Origin of the sequence: Mycobacterium hippophais, from assembly GCF_027529605.1 — a bacterium.
Taxonomy (GTDB): Bacteria; Actinomycetota; Actinomycetes; order Mycobacteriales; family Mycobacteriaceae; genus Mycobacterium; species Mycobacterium arseniciresistens.
Map to the genome: position 1 here is coordinate 1 of NZ_JAPZPY010000001.1, position 18004 is coordinate 18004.

Here is an 18004-nt window from a genome sequence, read left to right on the forward strand (position 1 = left end):
ACCCCAAAAACAACAAACAAAAACCACCAAACACACTATTGAGTTCTCAAACAACACACCCGCTCCGCGGGCAACCCTGCCACTGTACTGCATGTGAACAGAGAGGTCAAACCGCGTCCGCCGTGCCTTTCGGCCGGGGCCGTCGGTGTTTCACTAGCATACGCGCTGATGCCGTGAGCTCAAAATCGGCTGGCCACAAGGCAAATCGGCGGTACGCCGACCGCCGCAGCGGCTAGACGACCCGCTCGATCTCCGCGCCGAGACTGACCAGGTTCTCCACGAACAACGGATAGCCGCGATCGATGTGGAACACGTCGTGAACCTCGGTGTCGCCGTCGGCGACCAGGCCGGCGAGCACCAGCCCGGCACCGGCCCGGATGTCCGACGACCAGACCGGCGCACTGGAGAGCTGCGGGATACCGCGGATCACCGCGTGGTGACCGTCGGTACGCGCATCGGCACCGAGCCGGATCATCTCCTCGACGAAGCGGAACCGCGCCTCGAACACGTTCTCCGTGATCATCGACGTCCCGTCGGCGATGGCCGCCAACCCGATCGCCATCGGCTGAAGGTCGGTGGGGAAACCGGGGAAGGGCAGCGTCGCGACGTTCACTGCCCTGGGCCGCTCGTACTGCACCACCCGGAAGCCGTTGTCATGCTGCGTCACGGTCGCGCCGGCATCGTGCAGCTTGTGCAGCACCAACTGCAGATGCTGCGGGTCCACCCCGGTCACCGAGATGTCACCGCGGGTCATCGCCGCCGCGATGCCCCAGGTGGCGGCGACGATGCGGTCACCGATCACGCGGTGCTCGGTGGGATAGAGCCGGTCGACCCCGGTGATCGTCAGCGTCGAGGAGCCCGCGCCGGAGACCTGAGCGCCCATCTGGTTGAGCATCGTGCAGAGGTCGACGACGTCGGGTTCGCGAGCGACATTGTGAATCGTCGTCACACCCTCGGCGAGCACCGCGGCCATCAGGATGTTCTCGGTGGCGCCCACCGACGGGAATTCGAGCTGGATCTCCGCCCCGTGCAGGTGATCGGCCTCGGCCACGACGCAGCCGTGCTCGATGTTGCATCGCGCCCCGAGCTGTCGCAGCCCCGCCTGGTGCATGTCCAACGGCCGCGAACCGATCGCGTCGCCACCGGGCAGCGCCACCTTCGCCCGCTTACATCGGCCGACCAGCGGTCCGAGCACGCACACCGACGCTCGGAACTGGCGCACCGCCGCGAAGTCAGCGTCGTATTTCAGCTCGTCGGGCGACGTGATCCGTACCGTTTCCCCGGTCAGTTCGACCGTGGCACCGAGGCCACGCAGGACCTCCGCCATCAGGGGGACGTCCAGGATGTCCGGACAATTGGTGATAGTGCTCGTACCCTCGGCCAACAGCGACGCGGCCATCAGCTTGAGCACACTGTTCTTGGCGCCCCCGACGGCAACTTCGCCCGATAACCGGCTACCGCCGGTCACCACGAATCGCTCGCTCACGCCGGTCAGTGTAGACAGCGCACGGGGCTAAAACAGAAATGCGAGCCGAGCTCCGCGGTGCCGCGTGCCGGTACGGTTTGTCCATGGCCGTGCACCTGACCCGCATCTACACCCGCACCGGCGACGACGGAACGACCGGTCTCAGTGATTTCAGCCGGGTCGCGAAGAACGACCCCCGGCTGGTGGCGTATGCCGACTGCGACGAGACGAATGCCGCGATCGGCACGGCGATCGCCCTGGGCAACCCGGATCCGCGCATCCGCGAGGTGCTTCTGCAGGTGCAGAACGATCTGTTCGATGCGGGCGCCGACCTCTCCACGCCCGTCGTCGACAATCCCGAACATCCCCCGCTGCGGGTCCCGCAGAGCTACATCGACCGGCTCGAGACATGGTGCGACGAGTTCAACGAGCCGCTTCCGGCGTTGAATTCCTTTGTGTTGCCCGGCGGTACGCCGCTCTCGGCGCTGCTGCACGTCGCCCGCACCGTGGCGCGCCGCGCGGAGCGGTCGGCATGGGCGGCAGTCGATGCGCACGGGGACTCGGTCCACGTGCTGCCGGCCAAGTACCTCAACCGGCTGTCGGACCTGTTGTTCATCCTGTCGCGGGTGGCCAACCCCGGCGGCGACGTGCTGTGGCAGCCCGGCGGCCCGGCCGGCACTCGGGCGCCGTAGCGCGTCAGTAGTTCCGACGACGGGCGCGTGGCGACGGGCGTGACTCGAGCCAGGACAGGAACGCCGTCAGCGCACCCCGGTCCAGAGCCACCTCGTAGCCCTGCCTTTCGTCGCCGGTGTCCCGCAGTTCGAGCACGACGATCTCGTCGGTCATGATGTCGAATTCGTCACCGCGTGGGGCACGCCGGGACACGATCTCCACGCCGCGGCGACTCAACCGCCGGTCCGGCCACCAGCGCAGACTCGACAGCCGGTAGAACTCGGCCTCTCCTCCGCGGTAACGCATCACGCCGTGTCGCCAGCCGTGGCCGCCGACGGCAGGAACATCCCGCAGGATCGCGCCCGTGCCGCCGACCTGCCTCAGCTTCCACAGCCGGTAGCACAGGACGGCGACGACCGACGCCAGCACACCGGTGAGCGCAACCATGATCCACATGGACGCGCTCATTGCTGGAACCTAGTCGATCTGGCCCAGGGCGCGAAGCCTCGCGCGCCCTCTGGCCGCGGTCGCCTCGTCGTCGGAGTCCGCGTCGGTCTTCGCCTGCTCGGCGTTGATCTCTGATTCGAGCTCAGCCGATTCCGCGAGGATGATCACGCCCTCGTCGGTGACCGACATGAAGCCACCGTCGACGGCGACCCGCAGGTCCTCTTCACCCTCGCGTTCGACCCGCACCATGGCGTCGTCGACGAGTTGCGCCACCAGCGGGATGTGCCGGGGCAGGATGCCGATCTCGCCGGAGGTGGTGCGGGTGAAGACGAATGTCGCCTTCCCCGACCAGATCTCCCGCTCGACGGCGACGATGTCAACGTCCAGTTCGGAGTCAGCCATCGCTAGTCATCCTTGTCAGCGTCATCGCCCTTGCTGTCGCCGCCCTTCTTGGCGTCGTCCTTCTTGGCGTCGTCCTTCTTGGCGTCGTCCTTCTTGCTGTCGCCGTCCGAGTCGCCGCCGTCCGAGTCGCCATCGGAGTCGCTGCTGTCCGAATCGCTCTGGACCGGCGCACCGTCGCTGGCGTTGTCGTCCATCTTGGCGCCGAGGCTCTCCGCCTTCTTCTGCAGATCCTCGAGACCGCCGATGAGGAAGAACGCCTGCTCCGGCAGGTGGTCGAAGTCGCCCTTCGACAGCTTGTCGAACGCCTCGATGGTCTCCTTGAGCTCGACAGTCGAACCGGGCTGGCCGGTGAACTGCTCGGCAGCCATCATGTTCTGGCTCAAGAAGCGCTCGATACGTCGGGCGCGCTGCACCAGCTGCTTGTCCTCCTCGGCGAGCTCGTCGATGCCGAGAATGGCGATGATGTCCTGGAGATCCTTGTAGCGCTGCAGGATTCGGATGACTTCCTGGGCCACCCGGTAGTGCTCGTCACCGACGACCGAGGGGTCGAGGATGGTCGAGCTCGAGGCCAGCGGGTCCACCGCCGGGAAGATGCCCTTGGAGAACACCGAACGGCTCAACTCCGTGGTGGCGTCGAGGTGCGCGAACGTGGTGGCCGGCGCGGGGTCGGTGTAGTCGTCGGCGGGCACGTACACGGCCTGCATCGAGGTGATGGAGCGACCGCGCGTCGAGGTGATGCGCTCCTGGAGCTCGCCCATCTCGTCGGCCAGCGTGGGCTGGTAACCCACGGCGGACGGCATGCGGCCGAGCAGCGTGGACACCTCGGAGCCGGCCTGCGTGAACCGGAAGATGTTGTCGATGAACAGCAGCACGTCCTGCTGCTGCTCGTCGCGGAAGTACTCCGCCATGGTCAACGCCGACAGAGCGACGCGCATACGCGTGCCCGGCGGCTCGTCCATCTGGCCGAACACCAGCGCGGTGTCCTTGAGCACATTGGCGTCGGCGAGCTCGACCCAGAGGTCGTTGCCCTCACGGGTGCGCTCACCCACGCCGGCGAACACCGAGGTACCGCCGAAGTTGCGGGCGATGCGGTTGATCATCTCCTGGATGAGCACCGTCTTACCGACACCGGCACCGCCGAACAGTGCGATCTTGCCGCCACGCACGTACGGCGTCAGGAGGTCGACGACCTTGAGCCCGGTCTCCAGCATCTCGGTGCGGGGTTCCAGCTCGTCGAACGGCGGCGGCTTGCGGTGGATCGACCAGTGGTCGAAGTCCTCGCCGTAGCCGGGCTCGTCGAGGCAGTCACCGAGCGCGTTGAAGACGTGGCCCTTCACGCCGTCACCGACCGGCACCGAGATGGACTTCCCGGTGTCGGTCACCTCGACGCCGCGGACCAGGCCGTCCGTGGGCTGCATCGAGATGGTGCGCACCAGGCTGTCGCCGAGGTGCTGGGCGACCTCGAGGGTCAGCGTCTTGGCGAGGTCCCCATAGGTGATCTCGGCGTGCAACGCGTTGAACAGCTCGGGCACCGATCCGCGCGGGAACTCGACGTCGACGACGGGCCCGGTGATGCGTACCACGCGACCGGCGGTGTCGGTGCTGGTCTTCTTTTCAGCAGTAGCAGTCATGTCTTTTCTTCGCTTCCTAGCTTCTTCGCTGGGCTTCCGGGCCTTGGATTACTTCTTGGCGGCGTCCGCGAGCGCATTGGCGCCACCGACGATTTCGCTGATTTCCTGGGTGATCTGGGACTGCCGTTCGCGGTTGGCCATGAGCGTCAGTTCCTTGATCAGATCGTCGGCGTTGTCGGTCGCCGACTTCATCGCACGCCGACGCGATGCCGACTCCGACGCCGCCGCCTCGAGCAGCGCGGCGAAGATCCGGGTGGACACGTACCGCGGCAGCAGGGCGTCGAACAGCGTCTCCGCGTCGGGCTCGAAAGAGAACAGCGTGTGCGGTTCGTTGTCCTCCTCCTCGCTGTACTCCACCACCAGCGGAGCGATACGGCGGGCGATTGCCGACTGCGACAGCATCGACTTGAACTCGGTGAACACGATGTGCAGTTCGTCCAGACCGAGGATGCCGTCCGCGCCCGCGTCGTCGCCTTCGTCGTCCTCACCCGCCATGAACGCGTCGACCAGGGTGGACCCGATCTCCTGCGCGTGGGAGTAGTCGGGCCGCTCGGAGAAGCCGTTCCACGACTCGGCGATGTCCCAGTTGCGGAAGCTGTAATAACCCAAGGCTTTACGGCCGACCGTGTAGAGGACGGGCTCCTTGCCCTCCTCACGCAGCAGCGAGAACAGCTCCTCGGAACGCCGGAACACGTTGGCGTTGTAGGCCCCCGCCAGTCCCCGATCCGAGGACACCACCAGCACACCGGCCCGCCGCGGGTTCTCGCGCGCGACGAGCAGCGGATGGTCCAGCGCACTGGCACTGGCGAGCTCGGTGAGCATGTTGGTGATCTCGCGGTCGTAGGGCCGAGCCGCCTGGACTCGGGCCTGCGCCTTGGCGATACGCGAGGTCGCGATCAGCTCCTGGGCCTTGGTGATCTTCTTGATCGAGCCCGCGGAGCGGATGCGGCCGCGCAGTTCGCGCAGTGTGGCAGCCATGGATTATGAACGCCTTACTTCTTCTTCGGAGCGGGCTTGCGGACCTTGACCGATTCCTTCTCGAGGTCCTCGTCGGACATGGCGTCGACGTTCTCGTCGGCGACGACGGACTCGCCGGTGGAGCTCTCGAAGCCCTTCTTGAAATCGTTGACGGCATCCACGAGCTTCTTCTCGAGCTCATCGGACAGCTTCTTGCTGTCCCGGATCTCGTCGAAGATCTCCTGCTTCGAGGACTTCAGGTGCTCGAGGAACTCCTGCTCGAAGCGCATCACGTCTTCGATCGGCACCGAGTCGAGGTGCCCGCGGGTGCCGAGGAAGATCGCCACCACCTGCTCCTCGACCGGCATCGGGCTGTTCTGCGGCTGCTTGAGCAGCTCCACCAGTCGGGCGCCGCGATCCAGCTGCGCCTTCGAGGTGGCGTCCAGATCCGAGGCGAAGGCGGCGAACGACTCCAGCTCGCGGTACTGCGACAGGTCGAGGCGCAGCGAGCCGGCCACCTCCTTCATCGCCTTGATCTGGGCGGCGCCGCCGACCCGGGACACCGAGACACCGACGTTGATCGCCGGCCGCACACCCTGGTTGAACAGGTCGGTCTCCAGGAAGCACTGGCCGTCGGTGATCGAGATGACGTTGGTCGGGATGTAGGCCGAGATGTCGTTGGCCTTGGTCTCGATCAGCGGCAGCCCGGTCATCGATCCGCCACCCAGCTCGTCGGACAGCTTCGCGCAACGCTCCAGCAGCCGCGAGTGCAGGTAGAACACGTCGCCGGGGAACGCCTCGCGGCCCGGCGGACGGCGCAGCAGCAGCGAGATGGCGCGGTACGCCTCAGCGTGCTTGGTCAGGTCGTCGAACACGATCAGCACGTGCTTGCCGTCGTACATCCAGTGCTGCGCGATGGCAGAACCGGCGTACGGCGCGAGCCACTTGAAGCCGGCCGAGTCCGAGGCCGGCGCGGCGACGATGGTGGTGTAGTCCATCGCACCGCCGTCTTCGAGCGTCTGCCGCACGCTGGCGATCGTGGTGCCCTTCTGGCCGACGGCGACGTAGACGCAGCGCACCTGCTGGTCCGGATCGCCGGTCTCCCAGTTCTGGCGCTGATTGAGGATGGTGTCGACGCATACCGCGGTCTTGCCGGTCTTGCGGTCACCGATGATCAGCTGCCGCTGGCCACGGCCGATCGGCGTCTGCGAGTCGATCGCCTTGATGCCGGTCTGCAGCGGCTCGCCGACGCCCTGCCGCTGCACCACCGACGGAGCCTGCAGCTCGAGGGCACGGCGCTCGGTGGTCTCGATCTCGCCGCGGCCGTCGATCGGCTGGCCCAGCGGATTGACGACGCGGCCCAGGAAGCCGTCGCCGACGGGCACCGACAGCACCTCACCGGTCCGCTTGACCTGCTGACCCTCTTCGATCTTGTCGAAGTCGCCGAGGATCACCGCGCCGATGCTGTGCTCGTCGAGGTTGAGCGCCACGCCGAGGACACCGCCGGGGAACTCGAGCAGCTCCTGCGTCATCACCGAGGGCAGCCCCTCGACGTGCGCGATGCCGTCACCGGCATCGATGACGGTGCCGATCTCTTCGCGGTCGGTGTCGGTGGCGAAGTTGGCGACGTAGTCCTCGATCGCCCCCTGGATGTCAGCAGCCGAGATGGTCAACTCTGCCATGCGTTCGTCTTCCTGCCTTTTGTGTTCGTGGTCTTTGGTGTGGTTGTCAGCCCGGTAACCGGGTCTCGGCCGCGGCAAGTCGCGACGACAGCGAGCCGTCGATGACCTCGTCGTTCACTGCGATGCGCAGTCCGCCCAGGATGTCGGGCTCGATCTGCAGCTGGATCGACACCGGGTGGCCGTAAATACGGCTGAGCACCTCGGTGAGACGGTTCCGCTGGTCGTCGCTCAGCGCGGCGGCGGCGGTCACATGGGCCACCACCTCACCCCGCCGGGCCACGGCGAGCTCGGCCAGCTCGCGCACGATCTCGTCGGCGCGCTCGCCGGTCAGCAGGTCGACGGCTTGGGCGAGCAGTGCCTTGGTGGTGTCGCTGGCTCCGCCGGCCGAACTCCCGAGCACCGAGTCGAGCAGCGCGATCCTGCCGTCGGCGGGAGTGGTGTAGTCGCTCAGCAGTGCGCTGAGTCGGTACTCCTCGTCGATGATCCGGCTGAAGCGGAAGAGTTGGTCCTCCACCTCGGCGGTCTCGTCGTTGCGCTCGGCGCGGACCAGCAGTGCCAGGCGGGCGGTGTGGCGGATCGCGAAGACGAGATCGTCCTCGTCGGACCACCGCTGCGAGGCCGCGGTCTTGACGATCTCCACCGCGGAGTCGGACACCTTGCCCGAGAGCAGCGACTCCGCGAGATTGGCCCGCCCCTCGGAGTTGTCGGTGGACTCGGAGAGGTGCTTGGCGAGCACGGTCTCGGCGCGCAGCAGCTTCGTCACGGCGACGAGGTCGTCGGCGAGCGACGTCAGTCCCTCGGCGTCGGCGCCGTCGGTCAGTTCCTCGAGACGGGCGACGACCGCGTTGAGCGATTCGCGGCTGGTGGCCCGCAGGCGCGCTCCGACGGCGTCATCGATGGTCGCCTCCGACGGAGCCATCGCATCGAGTTCGTCGAGGAACCGGTCGACGGTGGCCGACTGGCGGCCCTCGTCGGACACATGCTCGCGGACGATTTCACCTGCGCGAGCGACGGATTCGGTGCCGAGATGCTGTCGCAGTTCGCGAATGAGCTGCTGGCGCAGGAGCTGCACCTGCTGTGCACCCTGAACCTTGATCCGCTCGACCTCGCTGTCGGCCTGGGCCCGCATCTGCTCGGCGATCTTCTCGGCGTCGGCGCGGGCCTCCTCGACCACCCTTGCCGCGTCGGCCTTGGCCTCTTCGACCGCCTTCGCGTGCTGGGAGTCCGCCTGGTCGACCTTGTTGGCGGCCGTGGCGCTCTCCTCCAGCTGACGACGCACCGTCTCCTGCTGCGTGGTCATCATCCGGCGAACCGGGGGCACCACGTAACGCCACAGCAGCCAGACGATGACGGCGAAACCGATGAGCTGACCGATGAATGTCGACATGTGGCTACCGCCCCTGACTGGTCGCTGCGGACCCGCTGGTGACGTCGACCCCGAGCACGCGGCTGGCCAGCGTCGCCGACAGCGTCTCGATCGACGACTGCAGTTCGGCCGAGGTCTGCCGACCCTGTTCGGACAGTTCGTCGTTCGCGCGCCGGAGCGTGTCCGCCGACTCAGCGCTCGCCCGGCCCCGCATGTCCTCGAGGATCTTGCGGCCCTCGCCGCGGGCGTCGTCGCGGATGCCCGCGGCGTCGCGCCGGCCCTTCCCCATCACCTTGCGGGAATCGGCCTGCGCCGCCGCGAAGAGCTCGGCCGACTTCTTGTTGTCGTCGTTGGTCTTGGCGACCATCGCCTCGCGCTCGCTCAGCACCTTGCTGATCGGTGGCACCACGAACTTGGCGATGACGAACAGCACGATCAGGAAGATGAGCAGCACGAAGAAGAACGTGCCGTTCGGAACGAGGAAGTTGCCGCCGCCCCCGCCGCCTCCTTCGGCGGCGAGGATGGCGGTGCTCAGGTCACCCATGCCGCGAATGGTTACTTGACCGGGGTGGCGAACACGAACAGAGCCATGAACGCGAGGTTGATGAAGTACGCGGCCTCGACCAGACCCACCGTGATGAAGAACGGCGTGAAGAGTCGACCCTGCGCCTCCGGCTGACGGGCGATTCCGGCGATCAGCGCGTTACCGGCGATACCGTCACCGATACCCGCGCCGATGGCGCCGCCGGCCATGATCAGTCCACCGCCGATGAGTGCGCCGGCAGCGATTGTGGGATCCATTCCTTATCCTCCTTGATAACTGGTAGTGGCCTACCAGGACGTGGGTCGTGCTCGTGCGGTAAAGCGGTTGGCGCAGTCGATCAGGCGGTCAGTGATGGTCCTCGTCGAGTTCCATGGACTGACTGAAGTACAGGATGGTCAGCAGCGCGAAGATGAAGGCCTGGATCGCGCCGACGAACAGGTCGAACATCTTCCAGATCGCGTTCGGCGCCCACATGATCCACGGCGGGAACAGTGCGATCAGGGCGACCAGGATGCCGCCGGCGAAGATGTTGCCGAAGAGTCGGAGGGACAGCGAGATCGGCTTGGCCAGCTCCTCGACAAGGTTGATCGGCGCAAGGATCGCGACGTGGCCCTTCAACAGCTTCTTCGGGTGGCCGAGCACGCCACGGCGCCAGAAGCCGGCCGCGTGGTAGGCGATAAAGACGAACAGCGCCAGCGCCAGCACGAAGTTGATGTCCGACGCCGCCGGTTTGAGCAACTCGTGGATGCCGGTCTCGTCGGAGTACTGCACCGGCAGCACCGACAACCAGTTGGCGACGAGGATGAACGCGAACAGCGTCACGGCCAGCGGGAGCACGAACGGTGCGATCTTCATCCCGATGGCGCTCTCGATCTGATTGCGCATCTGGACGGTGAGCGCCTCCCAGAACAGCTGCACGCCGTTCGGCACGCCGGTCGAGGTGACCTTGGCCCGCAGGAAGAACGCCAAACCCAGGACGATCGCGGCGGCGATCACCGTGGAGAGGATGGTGTCGGTGTTGACCGTCAGCCCGAACCAGTTGGCCTCGGTGTGGTGGCCGACCTGAATGCCGCCCTCGGCGGCCAGGATGGTCTGCGTCATTGCTGTGGAGTCTCTCCTTCGAGTCCGTCAGCTGCTTGGGCTTTGAGTTTCTTGACGATCGGGAGCGCCGTCGAGGCCACCAGGATGACCTGGAACAGGGCCATGCCGAAGACCACACCCAGTCCCTGGGGCTTGAAGATGTAGGCGATGGTCAGTCCGACCACGGTCATCACCAGCAGGCGGGTGGCCGAGTTGAGGGCCATGTTGCGCTTGAGTGGATGGTCCTTCGCGGTGATCGACTCGACCGACCGCTGGATCAGCAGCGCGTTGATCAGTCCGAGCGCGAGCCCGATCGCGAAGAACGCTCCGACCATCGGGTATCCCAGCAGTGCGGTCCCGAGCGTCGCGAGACCGGCCAGCACCGCGCAGATGACGAGCAGGCGCACAGGCCGGAAAGCAACTGCGGGCAACACCAACGGCGCGTCCTGCGCTGGCGTCGTCACGACTTCACCTCAATCCCGCGAATCTGAGAAGTTGTCCCGATGTTCCTGTGAGTGCCTGCCGAGCGTATCGGAGGGCCAAAGTCTCGCTGGAATCACCCAAGGGGCAGCTCCCTTTGTCGGTCGTTCTTCCGTGTCGTCCGGCTGTGAAACCGACGACCCGGGGGCCGGCAACCCGCGAGGTTTTTCGGGTTCTGCAGGGAAAGGTACCACATGGTAGGTGGCCCTAAACCGGGCCTACTACTTTTTGTCGTACACGACCGGATCGGGCACTTCCACGGGGTCCTGCCTGCGCCGCAGCAGAGGGATCAGGGTGGCCACGATCGCCACCGCGATGGCCGCCAGCATCACGGCGCCGGTGTGTCGCGGGTCGAAGAAGATCGTGCTCGCCGCGCCCAGCGCGATGATGCCCACCCACAGGTAGATCAGCAGCACCACCCGGCGGTGCGAATGGCCGATCTCCAGCAACCGGTGGTGCAGATGCATCTTGTCGGGGCTGAAGGGGCTGAGCCCGGCCCTGGTGCGCCGGATGATCGCCAGCAGCATGTCGAGGGCCGGCACCAACATCACGGCCACCACCAACAGGAACGGCGAAAGCAGCGCGAACACGTCCCGCGCGCCGTAGGCGGTCTGTGAGATCGGGCCCGCCGCGGTGGTCGACGCCGCGGCGAGCATCAGGCCGATGAGCATCGATCCGGAGTCGCCCATGAAGATCTTGGCGCGGTGGAAGTTGTGCGGCAGGAATCCCAGGCAGGCGCCCGCCAGCACGACGGAGATGACCGCCGGCGGATAGAACAGCACGTCGCCGCCGTGGTCGCGGAGCAATCCGACCGAGAAGATGCAGATCGCGGACGCGGTGATCAAACCCAGGCCGGCGGCCAGACCGTCCAGACCGTCGACGAAGTTCATGGCGTTGACGATCGCCACGGTCAGCGCGAGCGTGAGGAGGATCGACGAGACCTGGTCGAGCACGATAGTGCCGACGCCGCCGATCGGGATGTAGAGCACGCTCCACGCCACCCCCATCGTGACGAGCACGCTGGCGGCGGTGATCTGGCCCGCGAACTTCGTCAGCGCATCCAGTCCCCAGCGGTCGTCGATGAGGCCGATGGCCATGATCAGCCCGCCCGCCACCACCACCGCAGGCATGCCCGTCGAGTAGACGAAGCCCCGTGTCAGTGCCGGGAGTTGGGAGGCGAGGAGGACGGCTGCGGCGACACCGACGTACATCGCCAGCCCGCCCATCCGGGGCGTCGGCTGCACGTGCACGTCGCGCTGGCGGGGCACGGCCACCGCGCCGAGGCGGGTGGCCAGCACGCGCACCCAACCGGTGGCGAAGTAGGTGATGATCGCGGCGGTCAGGCCGACGAGCGCGAGTTCGCGCAGCGGCACGCCCGCACCACGGTCGGACAGCGCCAGCAGCTCCTGCGACGCGTGATCGAGCACTGCTGTCATTACCGCGCCACCGTACTGCAACCGGGCGGGCTCACTCGGTGAGCAGGCTCTCCGTGTTCACGCCGAGCACCTCGGCGACCGATTCGGCGCTGACCGGTCCGACGCGCAGGATGCGCGGATGGGCGCCGGTGAGGTCGACGATGGTGGACGCCGCCTGCTGGGCGGACGGCCCGGCGTCGAGGTACACCTCCACCTTGTCACCGAGTTGGGCGCGGGCGTCGGCGGCCGTCACGGCGGCGGGGCTGCCGGAGATGTTGGCGCTGGACACCGCCATCGGGCCGACTTCGCGCAGTAGGTCGATGGCCACTGGATGCAGCGGCATCCGCAGCATGACGGTGCCGTCGGCGTCGCCGAGGTCCCACGCTAGCGACGGCGCCTGCCGCACGACCAGGCTCAGCGCGCCCGGCCAGAATGCCCGGATGAGTTCGCGGGCCGTGCGCGGCACCGAGTACACCAGCCCGTCGATGGTGTGCCATGAGCCGACCAGCACGGGCACCGGCATGTCGCGGCCACGGCCCTTGGCGGCCAGCAGTGCGGCCACCGCGGAGCTGTCGAAGGCGTTCGCGCCGATGCCGTAGACGGTGTCGGTCGGCAGCACCACCAGTCCCCCGCCCTTGAGTGCGCTGACCGCCGCGGAGATCCCGGCGTCCCGCTCGGCGGGATCGGTGCAGTCGAAGTTGCCGGTCATGTCGTGCACCCGATCATGTCGTCGGCCTCCGGGTCGCGGTGACGAAGCGCGGCCTTCCGGCCAGGTCCCGGCGCGCCACCGGGTCGGTGAATCCGCCGTGGTCGGCGAAGGCGGAGACGGTCTGCGCCGAAGTGGTGTCGTCGTGTTCGATACCGCACCGCCCGCCGGGCCGCAGCAGGCGCGCCGCCAGGTCGACGATCGGCCGGATCACCGCCATGCCGTCGGGCCCGCCGAAGAGCGCGTGCGCGGGATCGTGGTCGGCCACCTCGGGTTCGAGCACCGCTCCGTCGGGGATGTAGGGCGGATTGGCGACGATCAGGTCGACGCGGCCGCTGAGGTCGGGCAGCAGACCCGGGACAGTCACGTCGGCGTGCACCAATTCGACGCCGGTGCCGGCCAGGTTCTGCGCGGCATATTCGAGGGCCGCCTCGCTGTCGTCGACGGCGATCACCCGCGCATCCGGCCGGATTCGCGCCAGCGCCAGGGCCAGCGCACCGGATCCGGTGCACAAATCCACTTTCAGCGGGTGATCACCGAGCGGTTGGGCCAGCGCCCATTCGAGCAGCGACTCCGTCTCGGGCCGGGGAATGAACACGCCGGGGCCTACGCGGACCTGCACCGGCCCGAACGCCGCGGTGCCGACCAGGTGCTGCACGGGTATCCGCCGGCTGCGGGCGGCGATCAGTTCGCGGTAGCGCTCCAGGACGTCGTCGGTGACCGTGTCGATCAGGGCCACGCGGCCGCGGTCGGTCGAGGCCGCTTCGGCGGCCAGATCCACTGCATCGACGCGCGGGGAACCGATGCCCGCCGCGGCGAGCGTCGCCGCGGCCTCGTCGATCGCCTCACGCATCCGCGTCATGCCTTGTTGAGTCGGGCCTGCTTGTCGGCGTCGGCCAGCGCGTCGAACAGCGCGTCGAGGTCGCCGTCGAGCACCTGATCGAGGTTGTGCGCCTTGAAGTTGATGCGGTGGTCGGCGATGCGGTTCTCCGGGTAGTTGTACGTCCGGATGCGTTCGCTGCGGTCGACGGTGCGGATCTGGCTGGCCCGGTCGGCGGACGCGTCGGCCTGCGCCTGTTCCTCCGCGACGGCCTGCAGACGCGCGGCGAGAACCTGCATGGCGCGTGCCTTGTTCTGCAGTTGGGACCGCTCGTTCTGGCAGGTGACGACGATGCCGGTGGGCAGGTGGGTGACGCGCACCGCCGAGTCGGTGGTGTTGACGCCCTGACCGCCCTTGCCGGACGACCGGTAGACGTCGATGCGCAGATCGGACTCGTCGATCTGCACCTGCTCGACCTCTTCGGGTTCGGGGTAGACCAGGATGCCCGCGGCCGACGTGTGCACCCGGCCCTGCGACTCGGTGACGGGCACCCGTTGCACCCGGTGCACACCACCTTCGAACTTGAGTCGCGACCAGACGCCGTCGGCCGAGTCGCCCTTGCTGCGGATCGACAGGGTGGCGTCCTTATAGCCGCCGAGGTCCGAGGTGGTCTCGTCGAGCACGGTGACGGTCCAGCCGTGCCGTTCGGCATAGCGGATGTACATCCGGGCGAGGTCGGCGGCGAACAGGGCCGACTCCTCGCCGCCCTCGCCGGATTTCACCTCGAGGACGATGTCGTCGGCGTCGTGCGGGTCCCGGGGGGCCAGCAGGTCGGACAGCTGGGTCTCCAGCGCGTCGACGCTGGCGGCGAGTTCGGGCACCTCGGCGGCGAACGAGTCGTCGTCGGCGGCCAGCTCGCGGGCCGCCTCCAGGTCACCCCGGGCGGCCTCCAGCTTTCGGTGCGTGGCGACGATGGGCGCGAGCTGCGCGAAGCGGCGGCCGGCCTTGCGGGCCCGCGCGGCGTCGGCGTGCAGCGCCGGATCGGACAGCTGGCGCTCCAGGTCTGCGTGCTCGGCGATCAGCGCGTCGACCGCGGTGGGTGCGCTCATGTGTGCCGAACTCCTCTCACGTCGTCCCCGTAACGCAACCGACGCCCGGCCTGCGCTGACAGCGACAGAACGGGCGTCGGAAGGGCAGCTACTTGTCGGCGGCCTTCTTGTCCGCGGCACCGGCGCGCTTGCCGTAGCGCTTCTCGAAGCGGGCGACACGGCCGCCGCTGTCGAGGATCTTCTGCTTGCCGGTGTAGAAGGGATGGCACTGAGAGCAGACCTCGACCACGATCTGGCCGCTGCCCTTGGTGCTGCGAGTCTGGAACGAGTTGCCACAGCCGCACTGGACGGTGGTCTCGACGTATTCGGGGTGGATTCCCGTCTTCATTGGTGTCCTCTTCATTCGTTGGCCGCCGGGTCGCCTGCCATTGACCTGGTAGATCAGGCGTGAACCGGAACCGAGGGTGACTAGCGGTCGATTATGCCAGGTCAGCCGCCAACCTCCTAAACACCGGCGGAGGCTGCCGCTATTCCTTGGCCCGACAGGCCGGGCAGGCCCGCGCGCCGGCCCGAGAGCACCAGCAGGATGTCGCGGATCGGTCCCCGAACCTGTTCGCCGCTGCCCACGTGGAAGTCGGCGTCGGTGGCGGTGAACTCGACTCCGGCGAAACGCTTCTTCGCGTGCAACGGGAAGCCCATGTCCCACACCCGCCGGGCCGCGACGACCGCGGCGTCGGTCGGCATCGGGCGGTCGACGCCCAGCGGTACGGCGATGTCCTGACCGTGCACCAGCGCATCCATCAGCGGGTCGGCCACGGCGGTGCCCGGTGGGCGCCGCCGGCTGCCCGCCATGGCGCGCAGCGTCGCGACGATCTCCTCCGGCGTGCTGGGATCCTCGCGCGCGACCCGGTGCACCATCGCGTTGAAGCGGAACCCTGACCGCAGCACCTCGCGCACCAGGCGGCGCCATGGGGCGCCGGACTGGGTGATGTGGACGGCGACGTCGCGGACGGTCCACCCGGCGCACAGTGACGGTGTCGCCCATTGCTCGGCGTCGAGCGTCTCGAGGAAGTCGGCCAGGGAGGCCCGCTCGGTGTCGATGTGGTGCCAGATCGTGTCGGTGTCCACGGCGTCCCCTTTTTAGTCAGGATTCCTGACAAAATATAGACAGGATTCCGTACTAAAGTCAACGGGGTGACCGAGGCGCCCAACACCGCGACCCTGTTGTTCATCGCGCATCGCGCCGCCGAGACGCAGATCTTCCAGGCGCTGCGGGCCGCGGGCTTCGACGATCTGACGGTGGCGCAGTGCCGGATCGTGCAGAGGTTGAGCCCGAACGGCATCCGCGTCACCGAACTCGCCGAGCAGGCACAGGTGACCAAGCAGACCGCGGGAGCGTTGATCGACGAACTCGAGCGGAGCGGTTACGTCGTGCGCAGACCCGACCCGGCTGATGCGAGGGCACGCCTGGTGACACTCAGCGCCAGAGGCAGAGCACTGTGTGCGGCGGCAGCCGGCGAGGTCGCCAAGGTGGAGGCCGAATGGCGCACCCACGTCGGCCCGGAAGCCTACGAACAGTTGCGCGGGATGCTGATGTCGCTGCGCGAGATCACCGATCCGTACCGCTGACCGCCGGCTCGCCGTGCGGGGCGTAACGGGTCCCGGAGCGCTTCCACAGCAGCCTGCCGTCCGGATCCGTCCCGCGGGCCACCAGTTCCCGCTTGAGGATCTTGTTCGTGGCCGTGCTCGGCAGGTCGTCGGCGATCCACAGGAAACGGGGCCACGCTTTCGGTGACAGGTCGAGCTGGGCGGCGAGGAACGCCTCGAACTCCGCCGGTGTCAGCGTCGCGTCGTCCTGCAGCACCACTGCGGCCATCACCTGGTCGCCGACGAGGTCGTCCGGCACCGGATACACCGCAACCCTGTTGATCACGCTCAGCCGTAACAGGATTCGCTCGATCGGCGCGGTTGTCAGATTCTCGCCGTCGACGCGCATCCAGTCGGCCGTGCGGCCCGCCAGGTAGATCCAGCCCTCGGCGTCCCGGTAGGCCAGGTCGCCGGACCAGTACATGCCGTGCCGCATCCGGTCCGCCGTCGCGCCGGGGTCGTTGTAGTAGCCGCGGAACAGCCCGCTGCCCGCGGTGTTGACCAGCTCCCCCACCGCGTCGTCGGCGTTGACCAGCGCTCCGGTGGCGTCGAACTCGGCCACCGCGCACTCCTGCAGGGTCTCTGCGTTGTAGATCGCCACGCCGGGGAAGCCGCGGCCGATGGACCCCGCTGGGCAGTCGTCGGGCCGGGTGATGATCACTGCGGTCTCGGTGGAGCCGAACCCGTCCCAGACCGTGCAGCCGAAGCGCCGGCCGAAGGCCTCGATGTCGCGGTCGGCAGCCTCGTTGCCGAAGGCGATACGCAGCGGGTTGTCGTGGTCGTCCCGCTGCTCGGGGGTGGCAAGGATGTACGCCAGCGGCTTGCCGACGTAGTTCATGTAGGTGACGCCGTAGCGGCGGATGTCGGCGAGGAAGCGGGATGCCGAGAAGGACGCCGGCGCCATCGCGGCCCCCGCGCCGACGGCGACGCTCCAGCCGGCGTACACCGCGTTGGAGTGGAACAGCGGCATCGCGAGGTAGCAGACGTCGTCGGGACCGAGCTCGTAGCGCTGCACCAGCGCGCTGCCTGCGAACAGCACCATCGAGTGCGGAACCTCGACGGCCTTGGGTTCGCCGCTGGTGCCGGAGGTGAAGATCATCATGAAGGTGTCGTCCGGCGCGACCTCCCGGTGCGGCGTCAGCGCGGGCGCGGCGGCCAGGCGTTGCGCCCACTCGGCGCTCGACGTGTCGAACACCCTGACACCGGGCAGCGTGACGCCGTCGACCAGGTGACGGTGTTCGGCGCTGACGAGCAGTATCTGGCAGTCCACCCGGGCGATGTCGCGGGCCAGTGCGTCGCCGCGGCGGGTGGTGTTGACACCGCAGAGGACGTAGCCGCCAAGGGCGGCGGCGGCCAGCGCGGTCAGCATCTCGGGGGTGTTGCCGAGCAGGACGCCGACGTGCAGCGGCCGCTGCGGGTCTGCTGCGGCGATCAGCGCCGACGCCTGGGTGCTCGCATCGGCGATGTGCTCACGCCAGGTCCAGCTGCGCTCCCCGTGCCGCACCGCGACCGTGTCCCGGTCGGCACGTTCACGCAGCAGCTGCTGCAGGGTTTCCGTCATGCCCGGCCGCCTCGTCGAGTAGTGAACAGATTCGCAGAAGTGTCAACCATGGTTGTCTACCATTGCGGTGCCGCGAATTG

Annotated in this window: 20 protein-coding genes; 2 read left to right on the top strand and 18 right to left on the bottom strand. The window is 67.8% G+C overall.

The window, feature by feature from the left end; all coding sequences use genetic code 11:
• Positions 1 to 232: 232 nt before the first annotated feature.
• Positions 233 to 1486: a UDP-N-acetylglucosamine 1-carboxyvinyltransferase gene (murA, locus tag O6P37_RS00005; protein ID WP_264014168.1), complete on the bottom strand. Its 1254-nt coding sequence runs from the start codon at positions 1484 to 1486 to the stop codon at positions 233 to 235.
• Positions 1487 to 1569: 83 nt separating this feature from the next.
• Here murA and O6P37_RS00010 point away from each other — a divergent pair, with 83 nt between their 5' ends.
• On the top strand, positions 1570 to 2157 hold the full coding sequence (locus O6P37_RS00010; RefSeq protein ID WP_269892160.1) for a cob(I)yrinic acid a,c-diamide adenosyltransferase: 588 nt from the start codon (positions 1570 to 1572) through the stop codon (positions 2155 to 2157).
• A 4-nt stretch (positions 2158 to 2161) separates the two neighbouring features.
• Here O6P37_RS00010 and O6P37_RS00015 read toward each other — a convergent pair whose 3' ends face one another.
• The 16 genes from O6P37_RS00015 to O6P37_RS00090 all read right to left on the bottom strand — a co-directional run bounded on the left by O6P37_RS00015 (position 2162) and on the right by O6P37_RS00090 (position 15844).
• Positions 2162 to 2605: a DUF2550 domain-containing protein gene (locus tag O6P37_RS00015; protein ID WP_264014166.1), complete on the bottom strand. Its 444-nt coding sequence runs from the start codon at positions 2603 to 2605 to the stop codon at positions 2162 to 2164.
• Positions 2606 to 2614: 9 nt separating this feature from the next.
• On the bottom strand, positions 2615 to 2986 hold the full coding sequence (locus O6P37_RS00020) for a F0F1 ATP synthase subunit epsilon (RefSeq protein ID WP_264014165.1): 372 nt from the start codon (positions 2984 to 2986) through the stop codon (positions 2615 to 2617).
• Positions 2987 to 2988: 2 nt separating this feature from the next.
• Complete coding sequence (gene atpD / locus O6P37_RS00025; RefSeq protein WP_269892161.1) at positions 2989 to 4617, bottom strand: F0F1 ATP synthase subunit beta; 1629 nt, start codon at positions 4615 to 4617, stop codon at positions 2989 to 2991.
• Between the two features lie 48 nt (positions 4618 to 4665).
• Positions 4666 to 5595 (bottom strand): F0F1 ATP synthase subunit gamma, encoded by a 930-nt coding sequence (locus O6P37_RS00030; protein ID WP_264014164.1) that lies wholly within the window; start codon positions 5593 to 5595, stop codon positions 4666 to 4668.
• A 14-nt stretch (positions 5596 to 5609) separates the two neighbouring features.
• Complete coding sequence (gene atpA, locus O6P37_RS00035) at positions 5610 to 7256, bottom strand: F0F1 ATP synthase subunit alpha (protein ID WP_269892162.1); 1647 nt, start codon at positions 7254 to 7256, stop codon at positions 5610 to 5612.
• 46 nt (positions 7257 to 7302) lie between these two features.
• Positions 7303 to 8643 carry a F0F1 ATP synthase subunit B/delta gene (locus tag O6P37_RS00040; RefSeq protein WP_269892163.1) on the bottom strand — a complete coding sequence of 447 codons (1341 nt, stop codon included), beginning with the start codon at positions 8641 to 8643 and terminating at the stop codon, positions 7303 to 7305.
• A 4-nt stretch (positions 8644 to 8647) separates the two neighbouring features.
• The gene (locus tag O6P37_RS00045) at positions 8648 to 9166 is read right to left on the bottom strand and encodes a F0F1 ATP synthase subunit B (RefSeq protein WP_269892164.1); all 519 of its coding nucleotides are present in this window, start codon (positions 9164 to 9166) and stop codon (positions 8648 to 8650) included.
• 11 nt (positions 9167 to 9177) lie between these two features.
• Positions 9178 to 9423 (bottom strand): F0F1 ATP synthase subunit C, encoded by a 246-nt coding sequence (locus O6P37_RS00050; protein ID WP_059158422.1) that lies wholly within the window; start codon positions 9421 to 9423, stop codon positions 9178 to 9180.
• Between the two features lie 88 nt (positions 9424 to 9511).
• Positions 9512 to 10267: a F0F1 ATP synthase subunit A gene (atpB, locus tag O6P37_RS00055; RefSeq protein WP_264014160.1), complete on the bottom strand. Its 756-nt coding sequence runs from the start codon at positions 10265 to 10267 to the stop codon at positions 9512 to 9514.
• On the bottom strand, positions 10264 to 10710 hold the full coding sequence (locus O6P37_RS00060) for an ATP synthase subunit I (RefSeq protein ID WP_269892165.1): 447 nt from the start codon (positions 10708 to 10710) through the stop codon (positions 10264 to 10266). Before O6P37_RS00060 ends, atpB begins: the two co-directional genes overlap by 4 nt.
• A gap of 237 nt (positions 10711 to 10947) precedes the next feature.
• Entirely contained in the window at positions 10948 to 12162 is a 1215-nt protein-coding gene (locus O6P37_RS00065; protein ID WP_269892166.1) for a glycosyltransferase family 4 protein, read from the bottom strand.
• A 31-nt stretch (positions 12163 to 12193) separates the two neighbouring features.
• A complete protein-coding gene (locus O6P37_RS00070) occupies positions 12194 to 12850 on the bottom strand; it encodes an L-threonylcarbamoyladenylate synthase (protein WP_269892167.1) in 657 nt (218 codons plus the stop codon).
• Positions 12851 to 12863: 13 nt separating this feature from the next.
• Positions 12864 to 13709 carry a peptide chain release factor N(5)-glutamine methyltransferase gene (prmC, locus tag O6P37_RS00075; RefSeq protein ID WP_269892168.1) on the bottom strand — a complete coding sequence of 282 codons (846 nt, stop codon included), beginning with the start codon at positions 13707 to 13709 and terminating at the stop codon, positions 12864 to 12866.
• On the bottom strand, positions 13706 to 14776 hold the full coding sequence (gene prfA / locus O6P37_RS00080; RefSeq protein ID WP_269892169.1) for a peptide chain release factor 1: 1071 nt from the start codon (positions 14774 to 14776) through the stop codon (positions 13706 to 13708). The genes prmC and prfA overlap by 4 nt, the downstream gene beginning before the upstream one ends.
• 88 nt (positions 14777 to 14864) lie before the next feature.
• A complete protein-coding gene (gene rpmE / locus O6P37_RS00085; protein WP_269892170.1) occupies positions 14865 to 15104 on the bottom strand; it encodes a 50S ribosomal protein L31 in 240 nt (79 codons plus the stop codon).
• 116 nt (positions 15105 to 15220) lie between these two features.
• Complete coding sequence (locus O6P37_RS00090; protein ID WP_269892171.1) at positions 15221 to 15844, bottom strand: maleylpyruvate isomerase family mycothiol-dependent enzyme; 624 nt, start codon at positions 15842 to 15844, stop codon at positions 15221 to 15223.
• Positions 15845 to 15910: 66 nt separating this feature from the next.
• Between O6P37_RS00090 and O6P37_RS00095 the strand changes: the two genes are divergently transcribed.
• Positions 15911 to 16345 (top strand): MarR family winged helix-turn-helix transcriptional regulator, encoded by a 435-nt coding sequence (locus O6P37_RS00095; protein ID WP_264014152.1) that lies wholly within the window; start codon positions 15911 to 15913, stop codon positions 16343 to 16345.
• Here the strand turns inward: O6P37_RS00095 and fadD1 are convergent.
• On the bottom strand, positions 16326 to 17924 hold the full coding sequence (gene fadD1, locus O6P37_RS00100) for a fatty-acid--CoA ligase FadD1 (protein ID WP_269892172.1): 1599 nt from the start codon (positions 17922 to 17924) through the stop codon (positions 16326 to 16328). The genes O6P37_RS00095 and fadD1 overlap by 20 nt on opposite strands.
• Positions 17925 to 18004 lie beyond the last annotated feature (80 nt).

What these genes read in the sequence shown, in the direction of transcription:
- O6P37_RS00010 (WP_269892160.1), top strand. Translation starts at nt 1,570, where the DNA reads ATGGCCGTGCACCTGACCCGCATCTACACCCGCACCGGCGACGACGGA.
- O6P37_RS00015 (WP_264014166.1), bottom strand. Translation starts at nt 2,605, where the DNA reads ATGAGCGCGTCCATGTGGATCATGGTTGCGCTCACCGGTGTGCTGGCG.
- O6P37_RS00020 (WP_264014165.1), bottom strand. Translation starts at nt 2,986, where the DNA reads ATGGCTGACTCCGAACTGGACGTTGACATCGTCGCCGTCGAGCGGGAG.
- atpD (WP_269892161.1), bottom strand. Translation starts at nt 4,617, where the DNA reads ATGACTGCTACTGCTGAAAAGAAGACCAGCACCGACACCGCCGGTCGC.
- O6P37_RS00030 (WP_264014164.1), bottom strand. Translation starts at nt 5,595, where the DNA reads ATGGCTGCCACACTGCGCGAACTGCGCGGCCGCATCCGCTCCGCGGGC.
- atpA (WP_269892162.1), bottom strand. Translation starts at nt 7,256, where the DNA reads ATGGCAGAGTTGACCATCTCGGCTGCTGACATCCAGGGGGCGATCGAG.
- O6P37_RS00040 (WP_269892163.1), bottom strand. Translation starts at nt 8,643, where the DNA reads ATGTCGACATTCATCGGTCAGCTCATCGGTTTCGCCGTCATCGTCTGG.
- O6P37_RS00045 (WP_269892164.1), bottom strand. Translation starts at nt 9,166, where the DNA reads ATGGGTGACCTGAGCACCGCCATCCTCGCCGCCGAAGGAGGCGGCGGG.
- O6P37_RS00050 (WP_059158422.1), bottom strand. Translation starts at nt 9,423, where the DNA reads ATGGATCCCACAATCGCTGCCGGCGCACTCATCGGCGGTGGACTGATC.
- atpB (WP_264014160.1), bottom strand. Translation starts at nt 10,267, where the DNA reads ATGACGCAGACCATCCTGGCCGCCGAGGGCGGCATTCAGGTCGGCCAC.
- O6P37_RS00065 (WP_269892166.1), bottom strand. Translation starts at nt 12,162, where the DNA reads ATGACAGCAGTGCTCGATCACGCGTCGCAGGAGCTGCTGGCGCTGTCC.
- O6P37_RS00070 (WP_269892167.1), bottom strand. Translation starts at nt 12,850, where the DNA reads ATGACCGGCAACTTCGACTGCACCGATCCCGCCGAGCGGGACGCCGGG.
- prmC (WP_269892168.1), bottom strand. Translation starts at nt 13,709, where the DNA reads ATGACGCGGATGCGTGAGGCGATCGACGAGGCCGCGGCGACGCTCGCC.
- prfA (WP_269892169.1), bottom strand. Translation starts at nt 14,776, where the DNA reads ATGAGCGCACCCACCGCGGTCGACGCGCTGATCGCCGAGCACGCAGAC.
- rpmE (WP_269892170.1), bottom strand. Translation starts at nt 15,104, where the DNA reads ATGAAGACGGGAATCCACCCCGAATACGTCGAGACCACCGTCCAGTGC.
- fadD1 (WP_269892172.1), bottom strand. Translation starts at nt 17,924, where the DNA reads ATGACGGAAACCCTGCAGCAGCTGCTGCGTGAACGTGCCGACCGGGAC.